This is a genomic window from Acinetobacter sp. 789_lipA (assembly GCF_058242845.1).
This window is the reverse complement of sequence record NZ_JBZAYS010000001.1, coordinates 1,910,841-1,923,965: the sequence shown is the minus strand read 5'-3', so window position 1 is coordinate 1,923,965 and position 13,125 is coordinate 1,910,841. Positions and strand designations below refer to the sequence as shown.

The following is a 13,125-nucleotide window of genomic DNA, read 5'->3' as shown; positions in this document are numbered from 1 at the left end:
ATACAAACCAAGTGCTTTTTTGCACACGGTCTAAGGCATGAACAGCTTTGTCCTAGACCGTACATCTCAATATTGAACGGTTATTATTGATATCCCTACACACGGATGTTAGGTCAAAATCATGCAAAACTACCCAGCAACAGCACTGGTGATTTTAGCGGGTGGTAAAGCCACACGAATGAATGGGGTCAATAAGCTTTTGCAAAGATTTGACCATGAAGTCCAGTTGTTAAAAATATATTCAGCTTTTGATGGAAAAGTTCAGGACATATGGATCAATAGTCATCGCGATTATGCGCAATATAGTGAGTTGATTCCTGATATTCGCTGTTTCAAAGATAATAATGCCGGTTTTTTAGGGCCTTTAATCGGTATTCAAACGGCATGGTCATATGTGCAGGCTGATTATATTTTATTTATCCCGTGTGATATTACCAATATTCCACAAGATATATTGCCGCGCCTCCATCACACATTAGAACAACATCCGCACTCTTCTGTTGTCTACCTGAATATCAATGGACAAGCGCTCTACCCTTTTTGTTTGTTAAAACGCAATAGTCTAGAAACCTTGAATAACCATTTACACCAACAACAATTCAGCTTAAAACACTGTTTCAACGATCTGTCGCCACAAACAGTAGATATTCAAAATGCGCATTTGGCTTACCACAGCCTCAATTCATTTGAAGAAGTGCACGATTACCAAAAGTCATTAGACTCTTAGTCGAGTCATATCATTCAAACCGTTCTGTCATAGATAGAAATAGCCACATCTATAAGAAAAATAGTGTTTTATTTGTCTGTACAAACTGACTTTTCCATTTTGATGATCAAATTAAATAATGCTAAAGTGAATTAATAAATATTCAATAAACTGAAGACAACAAACTATTTTTAAACCCGTTTTGACAGAGGCAACATGCAGGACATTCATATCAAAATCGAGGCTTATGGTGCAATTGAAAAGCATCTTCCTGCCGAACTTAGCCTGAGTTGTGTGCCGAACAGTTTAATTGCTGATGTACTTGATCAAATAAAAATACGTTATCCATCTGCTTCTGACCTGCTGGAACGCTGTGTTTGTGCGATTGGTGAAGATATTGTGGCGCGTCAAAGTCGATTAGTACAAGATAGCACCTTGGTATTACTTTCACCTGTTGCTGGAGGCTAAAATGTTAGAGTTTGCTCGTATTCAAGACACTGCTCTTAATTTAGAGGATTTTGACAGCATTCAAGCATTTCCAGAGTGCGGTGGAACAGGTATTTTTATTGGTACGGTTCGAAACCATCATGAAGGACGCGCGGTTCAGGCACTGAAATATACATCTTATTGCACCTGTTGCCGAAAAGATGATAAGAACGATTGAACAAGAGATACAAGAAAAATATGCGCTTCGCTATGTTCGGGTTGTACATCGGATTGGTACATTAGACATTGGTGATAAAGCTATTATTGCCATTGCGTATGCTCCACATCGCCGAGAAGCATTTCAGGCCTGTGAAGAAGCGGTTGAGCGTGTTAAACATGAAGTGCCTGTTTGGAAAGAAGAGTTTTATACCGATGGAAGCAGCCAATATGTTGCAGGCTGCTGTATTCGCCAAGACTATGATGAAAAGCATGAACAACACCATCATCACTAAAAATACTTGCATCCATTGATGCTAAAAACCAATGAAACTCTTTAAACGAAAATAATGGGAAATCATCTATCGCAATCTTCAAGTTTAGTTTTCCCAGTCAGTCCAAAGCCCTCTTCTACTTTGGGCTTTGAACTCGGATGGCGTTATTACGGCTTGATATTATGAAGCACTTTTTGATTTATAGCCGACGAGCATCTTTTCTTTCAACTTTTCAATATCTTCATCCGATAAGCCCAAACCTTCTGTCGCATACTTATCAATACTGCCATACACTTTGATGACTTCATCGAATTGTGCTTTAAAGAATTCTTCACGCACATCAAGAACTGGTCGATATATATTAGCGGCTGCTTCACCTTGGGTGTTGACCATATATTGATACGTCGCATTGACACGGTCTGCGGTATACGCATTTGTTAAAAGATAATCTTGTAAGACATCGTCATACTTCATACCGACCAATAACTGAATCACAGCGGTAACCCATCCCGTACGATCCTTGCCTGCTGTGCAATGATAAAGCTGAACACCATCTGTATAAATTAAACTATTAATCACTACTCCGAAACGTAATTGAGTGCCTTTATCATGCGCAGCCATATTCGCCATTGAGCTATTAAAAAAATTGATCATATCTTCAGCTGTAGCAATTCCTTTCGGTAGATCACTCTCTTTTGAACCAGCAATATTTACCATCATAATATTAGTATCGGGACTTAAAATATCTGGGCTTTTTTCTCTTTCAGAATTGGTCCGCAGATCATAAACGGTCTTAATTTCCAATGTTTTAAAGGTTTCTAAGTCTGTTTCATTTAATGGCAAATAGTTCGATCGATAAATCACGCCTCGTCTTAATTTCAAACCATCAGCGTTAACATAATTGCTTGAAATGCTATTTCCTGCAATATCACGAAAGTTGTCTGCTGTTTCAATTGTAGGTGTATCTGCCAAATATAAACTCGGATCATCCGTAGTATTTGCCGGATTATCAACGACGGTGTTATTAGCATTGTTTGATGAGTTTGAATAACGACTTTCCTCACCACATCCTGTAAGGATAAGCGTTCCTACAAGTAATGGGATAAATAAACTTTTTTTAAGACAAGAAACTAAAAGGCTTTGTTTAGTACTGACGTCCATGGTCTTTTACACATCTGATTTACGGAAGTCGTATTATTGTTAGAGCACATTACATTTACATGAATAATCAAGAATAAAACATAAGCCAATATATTAATTTTTATAGTATTTATCTCAAAATAAAATCACATTAGTGACATAAATCACAATTTAATACACATCAACCCGCGTAAGTGACTGGATGGAATACTTTAATCATTTTGTCATTTTTTATGATAATCAAATGCTGCGCCGAACACGATTTGTTATAGCTAGACCAGTACTAAGCACATTGTCTTATCAGTTCATGTAATTGCATCAATCGATACTAAAATTTTGCCCATATCTAAAAATACACGGGCTTCCATATGCTAACGCATGCACTAAATTTTTAATATTTTGCCTTGGAAAATAAAATTTTCTAAGCTTTAAGCGTACAAAAACTGATTCAAACCAATTACTTGTTCTATATAAATTCGATCAATTTACGTCATATACGGTAACAGAGTCGCCATGATTAGTTACAACACTTAGATTTATTGCAAATAGCTAGTGTCGTCATAGAGCAACAATAAACATTTAAATTGTTGCAAGAAATATAACGAAGGTAGCTTTGAGTGAAATGAAAATAGAGCTTAAAACTGTATTTTTAATATAGCTTCAGAAAGGAAAATAAAAAAAATGGTGCGCTCAGCGGGACTCGAACCCAAGATAAAACCTAAACTTTACTCATACAATTTAATGACTTAGTGAAATACAAGGTTGTTTATAGGCTTTATATGGGAATTATGCCCTTTGACCAGGTACTTCCATGCTTCAGTATTAGAAAAATAAGGTTTAGGTTTTGATCTGTTTTTAATTAAGCACCCTATTTGCTTATCGAGTAATAAAGTAATAGCCAAAAAAAAGTGCCTAGATAATTAGGCACTTATATAAAAATCTCCAAGTAAGATATGGAGTAAGATCCCAGTAATTTAAATCACTGGTTAATGTAATTATTGATCTTGGTTAAGTAGTCGGGAATATCTTCGGCTATGAGTTTTCCATAGTGTTTATAAATCATTGATGTATCACTATGGCCAAGCTGATCTGCAATCCATTCTGGTGGCACCTGCCCTGAAGACAATAATTGACTTGCGAACGTGTGTCTCCCCTGATTAATTCCACGGTATCGCACACTAGCCTTTTTTAAATGCCTTCTCCAGATGTAGCGCAATTCATAATAATTAAAAGGTCGATCGTACTCTTGATTGATCCAAACAAAATGCAGTCGTTCCTGCTTATATGTTCGGTTATCCCGTTGTAGAACATTTACAACTTGAGCGTAACGATTGCCTGTTATTGCATACTGTCTACGTAGTGCCTGAATTGCGGGCTGTAATAGCTTAATTTCGCGCTTTCTGCGGCGATTTTTAGTGACTTTGTGCAATCCTTTAACATGATTGCGATTGACCTGTATTGTGCCTTTTTCGAGGTTTATGTCTTCCCATGCAATAGAGATCTGTTCAGAGATTGATAAGCCTGTCCAAAAAATACAAGGCAGTAAATTTTGTATATCTTGGTTGGCCATAGTTCCCAAAATCATTGAAATTTCAGTTTTGGAGAATGGGTCTGGCTCAAGATTGTCCAATTGCTTAATGACGATATTTTCAAATGGGTTATAGGGAATTTTATTTTCCTGTCGCCATAGTTCATGAATAGATGCCAGCCGGGTAATCACTTCACGAATGGTTTTTGGTGCAAGCTTTTCCTTTAATTCGTTGATCCATTTTTTTACGGCTGCCGTGTCGATGTCTTTCGGGTGGATCTTAGCCCAACGTGGCGTGACGTGTTTCTTGATATGGCTGTAATAGCCATCAAACGTACTCGGTGCAACTTCCCAGCGGATCATTTCTTTGTACTGAGCAATGTAGTAAGACATTTGATTTTTTTTCAAATGTCTTGAGTTGGGGAAATGCTTGGCTAAATTGAATTGGTCCAATTCAATCTCGAGTTTAATTAATTCAGCTAATTTTTTGGCTTTCTCAACGTTCTCTGGTGAGAATGGCCAGTTTAAAGTTTCTTTAATCACGGGTTCTGATGGATGTGTTTTCATCCAAATTCGCATGCTTTTGCCACGAACTTCTAATCCTGCGGACATGGAAAACCTACATTTAAGTATTTAAAAAATATGAGGGATATTTTAGAGGAACGCACCTCCGAGTGGAGGTGCGTGAAAGGTGCTCAAGTTAGTTGAAAGGTAGCTCGTTTTGTTCGTCTATGCTGCTTCGAGCAAGGAGTTCATTTTCTAAAGATATTTTTAGATAAGGATCATCCGTTTTACCAAGCAGCCAATGAATATTTTTATCCTCTAAATCCTTAATTGAAGCGCCCTTATACTTCCCATAAAAAATATGGGTTGGATACCTAGCACGTTCAGAAAAATCGAATAACTCCTCAAAAGACGAAATTTTAGTTTCACGGACAATTGCCACTAAAAGTGAATATGTAGTTTTACAGTCATTTAAGGCTGAATGTGCGTTTTTAAGACCACGTCTAGTTGCCTTGCGATCGGAGCTTACCTGATATGCCAAAGCTGTTAAATTATGCGATTCTAACTTTGGCCATAAATAACGAGCCATTGCCAAAGTGCAAATTGCTTTGATGCCATTAGTTGATGTGCCAGCTCGATTTACTGCTGCAATGTCATAATCAATATTGTGGCCAATCAAATATTCAACACCGATTTCCTTCGGAAATTTAAACTTAGTGAAAGATGGGCATTTGACTAAGTCCTCATCGACGATGTGGTGTACAGCCATTGCACCAATATTAATCGGCTCACTTGGTTTAAAACGTTTTGTGAAGTCGAATTGAGTTGGAATTAATGGAATATTCCCGCCAATTTCATGAAAAACTACACCCATCCCTGCAGCTTCAATAATATCGCCATGCAATTTGTGGGTTTCTGTATCAAAAATTAATGCTGTCATGATTATTCCATCCACTGCACACAGTTTTCAGTTTCGCACTTAGCTGCGATATGTCCATTTACTGCACTAATTTGATAACTCAATTTCCCTGAACTACAAATTGGGCAAGGCATTTCACCACCAAAAGTTAGTTGTGGTTTTTGGGTACCATGTTTGTCTGTGATTGCTTGGCGGGCTTTTGCGATCGCTTGAAAATTCATTATTCTTGTTCCTCCCAGTCAAAATCCTCCCCAAGTTGTTCGCGATTATCTTGATCAATCAAAATGACGGAAATAATTTCATATTCTTCAAGCTTTTTCATAGATGCCATTTTTTCAAAGGCTTCATTCATGCTAGAAAACTTGCCATGAAGAGTTCTAATTTCAGCGACAATACATGCCCCAAGAAATTCAACAGCTGACTTGTGTATTTCAGTATTTTCCAAATTTTTTCGAATACGAATTTGATAGCTTTTAGTGCTCATTAGGCCACCTGCTTAATTTGATTTTGTTTCATTGCTTCATTTAACTTTTGGATTCCGTTTAAGCCCTGCTCACGGATAATTTTTTTCACAAAGTTGAACTCTTTTAAACATGCGTAATCTGTAAAACCCGTGATGCAAGTAAGTTTTGCATCACTTCGCACTCGATCAAAACCAACTGGCACATCTGAAAGTAAAATTTCATTTAGTTCGCTGTTGATCCCTTTCCATCGGGTTTTTAGACCATGCCCACGATCGACCGTTAAAGTGCTACCAAATTTGAACTCGTTAAACGACATTTTTGGCATTTGGAATTGCACCGGCACTGACATCACTTCTTCCGTTTCAGGGTTGTAAAAATGACTGTCCACCCCTAAATGCCATTCTTGTTCCAGTGGAATTAATATATTTTTCAGGCAAATGATTAAATCGCCTTTATATACTGAGTAAGCTACGTGCTCTGGAGTTTGTTCAGTATCTTCTAAGCCTGTTTCTTCGCGGTGCTGTTCAACGGTTTCATTCACTTCATCGACACAGAATTCCATACTTAATTCATAAGGGCCCTGAGCAGCTGCATCTTGTTTCTGTTTCAGTTCAGCCTGTTGTTTAGCTCGAAGTGCATTTAATTTTTTAGGATTCATTGTTTTTCCCCAAGCATTAAAATCACAGAAGAAATTACGCAAGAAAAGACTAGGTTCAAGAGCAAGGCATTTTTAAAATTGAAATTCACGCTGTTAACTCCTTTTGATCTAACTCACAACGGCATCTGCCAATACGGAAATATTCAATAGGACCAGGTGCATCCTTTGGAGTAATTTCAAAACGATTAAGTTGGTATGTACGAACAGGTGCTTTCACCGTAATTTCATCACCTTTAATTTCGGTGATTTTTCCACTGTGCGCTTTTTGGCTTACAGCAATATGCCCATTGCCTATATTTCTGCGTTTTTGAATCATGAAATTCACTTCATCGCCCACTTGGTAGGCTTCAAAATTTGGAAGGATTAAACCACCACAGTTACAACGATATTTAGACATGGACTATGCTCCCAGTACTGCAGTGCTTGGGTTATGCACCAATTTTGACAATTGGCGATTTGCCCAACGCTTGCGGTGTTCGATGTCACTTGCAGTTAAAGCCACTGAATCTTTAAAGTTCGCCTGACGTTTAAAACTGGTATGCGGGTGAGTCTTTTTCATTTTGAAGAAATTCGGATGAATTAACTCAGGTGTTAGCACAGCGTTTGACGCTGAAGTTTTGGCAGAAACGTTTTGTAGGTTAGAATCGTTTTGCATTATTTGGTTCTCCAACTGATTGATGTGACACATACAGGAGTGGCCGCTTCTGTATGTGTGCTTTTAAAAATTAGTGTTTAGAATTTGATTTGAAAATATCTGATTTTTCTCCAAATACTTCATCCAACATATCTTTCAAACTGTTGTCATTTGAATCTGCTTTGCGCACATGAACCTCAACCGAAGCCTCGGATAATGCATCCAATAAACCTTTTAAGCTTTTAAAAATTTCTGATGAATCAGGGCGTTTAGAACGTTCTGGAAATTGAGGAAGGTTCAACTGATTGTAAAAATCCTCTGCATATGCCCATTGATGAATTTGGCGAGCATTTATATTGCCTTGCTCTGTATGCCATGCATTGTGTTTATTGCAATATTCAGCACTGATAATGTCTTTATCTTTAAACACGACAATTAAAGGTTTATTGGCAATCGGTAGATCATCTGATGATTTAAAAATTTTCTGATGAGCAGGAATTGCTTCAATTTGAACTGTAAATGTTGGTGAATTCGATTCAGCTAAAATGGCATTTGCAAAATTATAAACACTGTCCAAAAATGACCCACTTTTACTACCAACACCTTTTGGATAGCCAATTTGTTGTAATAGCTCTTTTCTTTCAATTGAGCCATGATTGACCAAACGTGTTGATAAATAATTGGCAACTTCATCAGATACAGGCAAAGAGGCTTTCATACATGATGGGGTAGAAATATGTAGTTGATAAATGGCTTTATTCATGGTGTTTTCCTTAGTTAAGTTTTGGGATTAATCCCGTTGTGAAGTTGGTTTTTCAAAAATCCAACAGCGTTTGGTGGTACTGCTAATTTTGCTTTGTATGGCTTTATTTGCTTCAACAAAGCGATAGTGCAAACTGTGGCGCAGCGCATTTTGGAGTTCATTAACTTCAGGCAGTGAGTAGCGGTAATCCGCTGCGACTCTGTATAAATGAGCAAAGTTAATTGCGAATAAATCTGATCTGGCTGAGTGATTCAGTACAGTTTCTTGGTGAGTTGGAGTCTTGATGGCATCTTCCATTTCTTCGACGGTGTTCCAGAAGTTTTGGACAATGATTGGATCTGACTTGAGCACCTTGTCTCGGTTCTGCGCCATGCCAAATAATTCATCATGCACCTTTTGTTGTACATCGTTTGGAATTAAGTCTTTTAAAACATGGGTACACATCGCATCGAATAACGCTAAAATTTGTGCATGGTTATGAATCACACGTGAACTTTTAACGTTGTATTTTTCTTGGTGTAGTATTTCGTCGTATCTTTCCATGCCCAAGCGGTAGGATTCGAGTACGGCATTTTCCTTTTCGATACAAAGTAAAATGAACTGGCTGATTTGAGACTGTTCATATCGCTCAAGGTTACGAGAGGCGTATAAGCCTTTTTTAGACATTTGCTCTTTAGTGAATTTGTACTGAACAATACGTCCCATCACTGCTTCTGTAGACACAATTTCAGCATTTTGGCTGATCACCAAAGTCCCCATAAATGGCGGTTCATAGGTTTCATTCCCGCCATTTTTAACCCCTTTTGCACCAAGTGAGCCATTGTCATATAGGGTTTTTAGTGCGTTCCAATCGAACTGTTTTACTGTGCCTTTGTCCCCTTCACGGTCTGACTCGAGTAAAACTACAGGTAAATTGGAAACCTGTCTGAAGGTACGTAATAAACCTGATATAGATGATTTACTTGGGTCGATACCTTCATAGTTTGAGCGACCAAATAACTTCCATAAAAATGAAAGCAAAGTCGATTTACCAGTTCCTGGTTCACCCACCAATTCTATAAATGGAAATGATTTGTGCATGCTTCGGATTTGCTGTGCAAAAAGGCTTCCAAAAAAAGCCGTTAATGCCACCATGCCACGAACATCGTATGCATCGAGCAGATCCTTGACCCAAGCATCGGTGTAGTCACTGGCATTGTTGTTAATTTCTAATTGAAACGGTGCACGTGCTTTTAAGTTGGTTTTGCGTGGAAGTTCAAAGTATTCCTCTTTATTGATTTTAAAACGTCGACCGTTTTGGACTGCAATGTCACACAAAACATAGGTTTGATGTTCTTTGTGATAACCAACGTAATTAATGAGTTCAACTCGTTTGATGTCGCGCAGTTCCCTTTTAAGAAATGCGAGTAGCTGCTTACTATTCCCCTCATAAAATACACCCGGTGCAATGTGCGTTAGACGTTCACCAAATGCACCTGCAGATGTGATTTGTGATGAAGTAAAAGTGTTTTTAATCGTTTGGCCACCACGGGGAAAATCGACTTTAAAAAAATATGAAGCTTCGTCAATTTCCTTTTGATATTGGTAATACAGACCATATGGGCGGCATTCCATCATAATTTCTACTGTTGACGCATGTTCCAATGCTGAGTCTCTGCGCTCGGCAATGAGTAGGTCTTTTTCTTCTTGTGCCCAGTCTGCATTGTCATCTGTAGCATGTAGACCTTTCATGTAATCATCGTATTTGTCCATGTCCAACTTGAACCAATACACTTGATTTTTAAAGTCAAAAGGAAAAGATTTCATGCCTTTATGCTTGTAGATAAGTATGCCTTTATCAACAGCCTTCTCTGCAACAAGTAAAGCACCGAAATATTTATATGTTTCTAAATCGCTGAACTTCAGTCGATCTTGTTTATATAAATCATTCCAGTCCTGTTTTTTACGTCCACCCGGTGGCAAAGCAACTTCACATTCGAAACCGTCTGCTTGTGCAAGTTCGATATTCTTAAAAATACCTTTATGACCTGCTTCGTCGTTGTCAAACGCCCAAACCAGTTTTGGAAAATTAATCCCTGCTTCAGTACATTTTTGTGCGATTTCATTTAAAAAAATGGAAGGATAATTACCACTACTTAAAGCTGAAAAACTGGTAATACCTGAAAGCCAAAATGCAATGGTGTCGAAAATACCTTCAGTAATGAAAATTTCTTTCGATTCTAAATAATTGGTATTTGGTGTGATCCAAGCATGCCCCATTGATGACCAATCTTCTTTAAAAGTCGTTTTAGGCAAGACATCCTGTTGATCCAATACACGCTGCCACCATCCCTCATTACCTTGTTCATCCGTAATAGGAAAACGTAAGGTTATAGAGGTGGTTTTTTTAGGCTTATAGCGGGTAATCGACTCTTGTGCATACAAGCCTTTTAATTGTTCTAATGGAAAACCTCTTTCCTCAATTAGATATGCATTTACAGTACGTAAAGGATCTTCAGGTGTTGGTTCAAAGCGTTTTTCCCACTTTTCAAAAAGTTCAGGAAAAAGGTCACGGACATGATTTTCATGCCCGCATTCATTTTTACGTGGACAGAAAACTATCCACGGTTCTTCGGCAAATGTCCAAGCTGATGACTCTTTGTGGTTACAGTCAGGACATCTGCCACGAAGTTTGTCGCCATTTGTAGAGGGCTTACGTTTAAAGCCATAAACATGCTCAAGTTTTTGTTCAACTTGTCTTTGTGTTTCTGGGAACATCATTTGATTGATTTGCCTTATTACAAATGCCGTTTACGTTTAATTTCTTCCCCTGCCAAATCGAGCATTTTTTCTTGAATACGTTCTCTGGCTAGGAATTCGATAGTTTCTTCAATTGAGGAAAGCCCCAACTGCTGTTGCACTTCTTGCAAGATTTTTAGTTCTTGCTCTGTCAGTGCAATTTCATGTTTGAGCATTGCTTCAGCTCCTAGAAAGCTGTTTTTTCGCGCCTTCACTTAATATCTTGTACAAATTAAAATCGTCATCAGAATCATCTACTAAAGTGTGGATCGCTTGCTTCATTGCCATTTGGCGAATCAAAACGCTTATTTCGATACCGGAGAGATTCGATGCTGCTGTGAGTAAGCTTGTTTCATCGTTGGTTAAGTTGATACTGAATCGGTTATCACGAGGCTGTTTTTTAATACGACGATGTTGTAAAGACATGGATTTATCCCTCTTGTTTGGTGCTTTTACCTTGCATATAAAACTTGGCGATAATGCTGGATTGGCTTTGATCAGTTTGTTCCGCCATTTTGTTGATTTCGTCAGCTTCTTCTTTGGGGAGATAAACATTGAAGCGAACACGTCCACCTGTGATCTTTTTTGATCTGGGACGATGATTTTGGGGTGAAGTTTCTGTACCCATACAGTATCCTACGGTTATAGTGATGTGCTAAGGGTCACTATAGCATAAATATTTAGTCTATCAATATGTATCGGTGAAATATATGTCCGAAAACTATGATGAGCTGTCAGCCATCATTTCTGATCGCTTTAAATCGGAACTAGAAAGAAATAATTTGCGTGCAAAATCACTGAGCCGTGATATCGGAGCGCATGAAAATACGCTTGGAAATTACGTGCGTAATAAAGTTCCAGATCAGTGGGTGTACTTAGCTAAACTGCATGAGCAAGGTATTGATATACGTTATGTGCTGCTTGGTATTGATCCCGAATTTTCAGGACTGACGAGTGAAGAAAGTTTGTTATTAAAGGCTTACAGACAAATAAGCCCTGAAGCTCAAGAAGCATTACTTGGACTGGGTAAAGTGATGGCCAAGGAATCGGAAAACAAAAAATGATAGCCAAATAAAAAGCCCACTTTGCAGTGGGCTTTTTTCTTATTCCTCTATTTGGCTCTGAACTTGTGCTAAGTTAAATTCGAGCGCCATGAGCTTATAAATTAAATCATTATTGCTATAGGTTACGTCTTTGTCGTTCCCCGCTGCTTCAAGTGACTGTCTCCAAATACGAAGATCGGACAATGTTTGGTCTATAAGTAGTTCTTTATCAAGTGTTTGCATGTGATTAGCTCTATCAATTTGATTTAATTGAAATTGCCAAACACGTACCTCTTCATTGTTCCAAATGGGACTTATGACCGTAAGTTCTCCGTTAAACTTAGGATATATCAAGTCATTTAGCGACTGTTTTAAGACGTCAACATCTAATTCTTTGGTCGATTGATCACTTTTAGATAGTTCATTGAGTAAATCATTCAACTGATCGGGACAAACTGAAAGCAGTCCTTTTGCTGTGTCATGGTTAAAAGATATCTGCGCTTTTACACACCGATCAATTAATTCAAACAGCTTTTCACATAAGAGCTGACTTTTCGCACTGCTGGCCTGTACACGCGAAGCTATGGGGACATAAGGGATAATATTTGTATTTTGATTCATGTACTTATTCCCCTAAAAAAAGAATGGAGAACGTTAGCACTGCCATACAAATTTGAGCTAGCCCCACAAATGTATTTTTAAGAAGTTTTTGATTTTTACGTTTCTTTAAGCGTTGCTCGAAGGCAGCTAAGTCGGTAATTGGCGTGTGCTCGATGATGTGAGCATTTTTTGAATGTGCAGATGTGCGGGCTTGAATTTGTCTGTTCATGACTAAATTCCTTTGAGTATAGGTTAAAAACCTACCGCCATTCTTTCCACGGAATGGTGGCAGACCGACAGGGGTGGAAATACCGCACTCAAAGAAACGGCCAGTCAAAGACTGCCCTGCCGATCTACCATGACAAGTCTAGCAGATGCGACTTTTTTTAAGCAAAAAAAATCCGCATAGAGCGGTGTTTATTTGCCCTTTGAGTGTTTTTATAGGTTTCCACGCCTATGCACCGATTTTGC

At 38.2% G+C, this 13,125-nt stretch carries 18 protein-coding genes and 1 pseudogene; 4 read left to right on the top strand and 15 right to left on the bottom strand.

Annotated features, from left to right (window positions below):
- Positions 1–121: 121 nt before the first annotated feature.
- From AC4CUZ_RS09375 to AC4CUZ_RS09365, 3 genes and pseudogenes are all read left to right on the top strand, one after another.
- Complete coding sequence (locus AC4CUZ_RS09375; RefSeq protein ID WP_201951984.1) at positions 122–727, top strand: NTP transferase domain-containing protein; 606 nt, start codon at positions 122–124, stop codon at positions 725–727.
- Between the two features lie 195 nt (positions 728–922).
- Positions 923–1,174 (top strand): MoaD/ThiS family protein, encoded by a 252-nt coding sequence (locus AC4CUZ_RS09370; protein ID WP_201951988.1) that lies wholly within the window; start codon positions 923–925, stop codon positions 1,172–1,174.
- A 1-nt stretch (position 1,175) separates the two neighbouring features.
- Positions 1,176–1,644 (top strand): annotated as a pseudogene (locus tag AC4CUZ_RS09365) (molybdenum cofactor biosynthesis protein MoaE).
- 159 nt (positions 1,645–1,803) lie between these two features.
- On the opposite strand, the gene AC4CUZ_RS09360 reads toward AC4CUZ_RS09365, so the two are convergent.
- The 13 genes from AC4CUZ_RS09360 to AC4CUZ_RS09300 all read right to left on the bottom strand — a co-directional run bounded on the left by AC4CUZ_RS09360 (position 1,804) and on the right by AC4CUZ_RS09300 (position 11,639).
- Positions 1,804–2,784: a tyrosine-protein phosphatase gene (locus tag AC4CUZ_RS09360; protein WP_078389602.1), complete on the bottom strand. Its 981-nt coding sequence runs from the start codon at positions 2,782–2,784 to the stop codon at positions 1,804–1,806.
- Positions 2,785–3,742: 958 nt separating this feature from the next.
- Positions 3,743–4,903 carry a tyrosine-type recombinase/integrase gene (locus tag AC4CUZ_RS09355; protein WP_335998461.1) on the bottom strand — a complete coding sequence of 387 codons (1,161 nt, stop codon included), beginning with the start codon at positions 4,901–4,903 and terminating at the stop codon, positions 3,743–3,745.
- Positions 4,904–4,991: 88 nt separating this feature from the next.
- Complete coding sequence (locus tag AC4CUZ_RS09350) at positions 4,992–5,735, bottom strand: 3'-5' exonuclease (protein WP_490747528.1); 744 nt, start codon at positions 5,733–5,735, stop codon at positions 4,992–4,994.
- Between the two features lie 2 nt (positions 5,736–5,737).
- Entirely contained in the window at positions 5,738–5,935 is a 198-nt protein-coding gene (locus tag AC4CUZ_RS09345) for a hypothetical protein (RefSeq protein ID WP_335998463.1), read from the bottom strand.
- A complete protein-coding gene (locus AC4CUZ_RS09340; protein WP_130234972.1) occupies positions 5,935–6,198 on the bottom strand; it encodes a hypothetical protein in 264 nt (87 codons plus the stop codon). The genes AC4CUZ_RS09345 and AC4CUZ_RS09340 overlap by 1 nt, the downstream gene beginning before the upstream one ends.
- The gene (locus tag AC4CUZ_RS09335) at positions 6,198–6,836 is read right to left on the bottom strand and encodes a hypothetical protein (RefSeq protein ID WP_228259159.1); all 639 of its coding nucleotides are present in this window, start codon (positions 6,834–6,836) and stop codon (positions 6,198–6,200) included. The genes AC4CUZ_RS09340 and AC4CUZ_RS09335 overlap by 1 nt, the downstream gene beginning before the upstream one ends.
- An 85-nt stretch (positions 6,837–6,921) precedes the next feature.
- Positions 6,922–7,233, bottom strand: coding sequence for a hypothetical protein (locus AC4CUZ_RS09330; protein WP_335998464.1), 312 nt, complete (start codon positions 7,231–7,233; stop codon positions 6,922–6,924).
- A 3-nt stretch (positions 7,234–7,236) separates the two neighbouring features.
- Positions 7,237–7,491, bottom strand: a complete 255-nt coding sequence (locus AC4CUZ_RS09325; protein ID WP_335998465.1) for a hypothetical protein — start codon at positions 7,489–7,491, stop codon at positions 7,237–7,239.
- A gap of 70 nt (positions 7,492–7,561) precedes the next feature.
- The gene (locus tag AC4CUZ_RS09320; protein WP_490747527.1) at positions 7,562–8,233 is read right to left on the bottom strand and encodes a hypothetical protein; all 672 of its coding nucleotides are present in this window, start codon (positions 8,231–8,233) and stop codon (positions 7,562–7,564) included.
- A 27-nt stretch (positions 8,234–8,260) separates the two neighbouring features.
- Positions 8,261–10,993, bottom strand: coding sequence for a toprim domain-containing protein (locus AC4CUZ_RS09315; RefSeq protein WP_490747526.1), 2,733 nt, complete (start codon positions 10,991–10,993; stop codon positions 8,261–8,263).
- A 17-nt stretch (positions 10,994–11,010) separates the two neighbouring features.
- Positions 11,011–11,187: a hypothetical protein gene (locus AC4CUZ_RS09310; protein ID WP_490747525.1), complete on the bottom strand. Its 177-nt coding sequence runs from the start codon at positions 11,185–11,187 to the stop codon at positions 11,011–11,013.
- 4 nt (positions 11,188–11,191) lie between these two features.
- A complete protein-coding gene (locus AC4CUZ_RS09305) occupies positions 11,192–11,437 on the bottom strand; it encodes a hypothetical protein (protein WP_130234966.1) in 246 nt (81 codons plus the stop codon).
- A 4-nt stretch (positions 11,438–11,441) separates the two neighbouring features.
- Positions 11,442–11,639, bottom strand: a complete 198-nt coding sequence (locus AC4CUZ_RS09300) for a ribbon-helix-helix domain-containing protein (protein WP_130234965.1) — start codon at positions 11,637–11,639, stop codon at positions 11,442–11,444.
- A gap of 82 nt (positions 11,640–11,721) precedes the next feature.
- On the opposite strand from AC4CUZ_RS09300, the gene AC4CUZ_RS09295 reads away from it, so the two are divergent.
- Entirely contained in the window at positions 11,722–12,075 is a 354-nt protein-coding gene (locus AC4CUZ_RS09295; protein WP_130234964.1) for a hypothetical protein, read from the top strand.
- A gap of 39 nt (positions 12,076–12,114) precedes the next feature.
- Here AC4CUZ_RS09295 and AC4CUZ_RS09290 read toward each other — a convergent pair whose 3' ends face one another.
- Entirely contained in the window at positions 12,115–12,675 is a 561-nt protein-coding gene (locus AC4CUZ_RS09290) for a hypothetical protein (protein WP_279666207.1), read from the bottom strand.
- 4 nt (positions 12,676–12,679) lie between these two features.
- Positions 12,680–12,883, bottom strand: coding sequence for a hypothetical protein (locus AC4CUZ_RS09285; protein ID WP_130234962.1), 204 nt, complete (start codon positions 12,881–12,883; stop codon positions 12,680–12,682).
- Positions 12,884–13,125 lie beyond the last annotated feature (242 nt).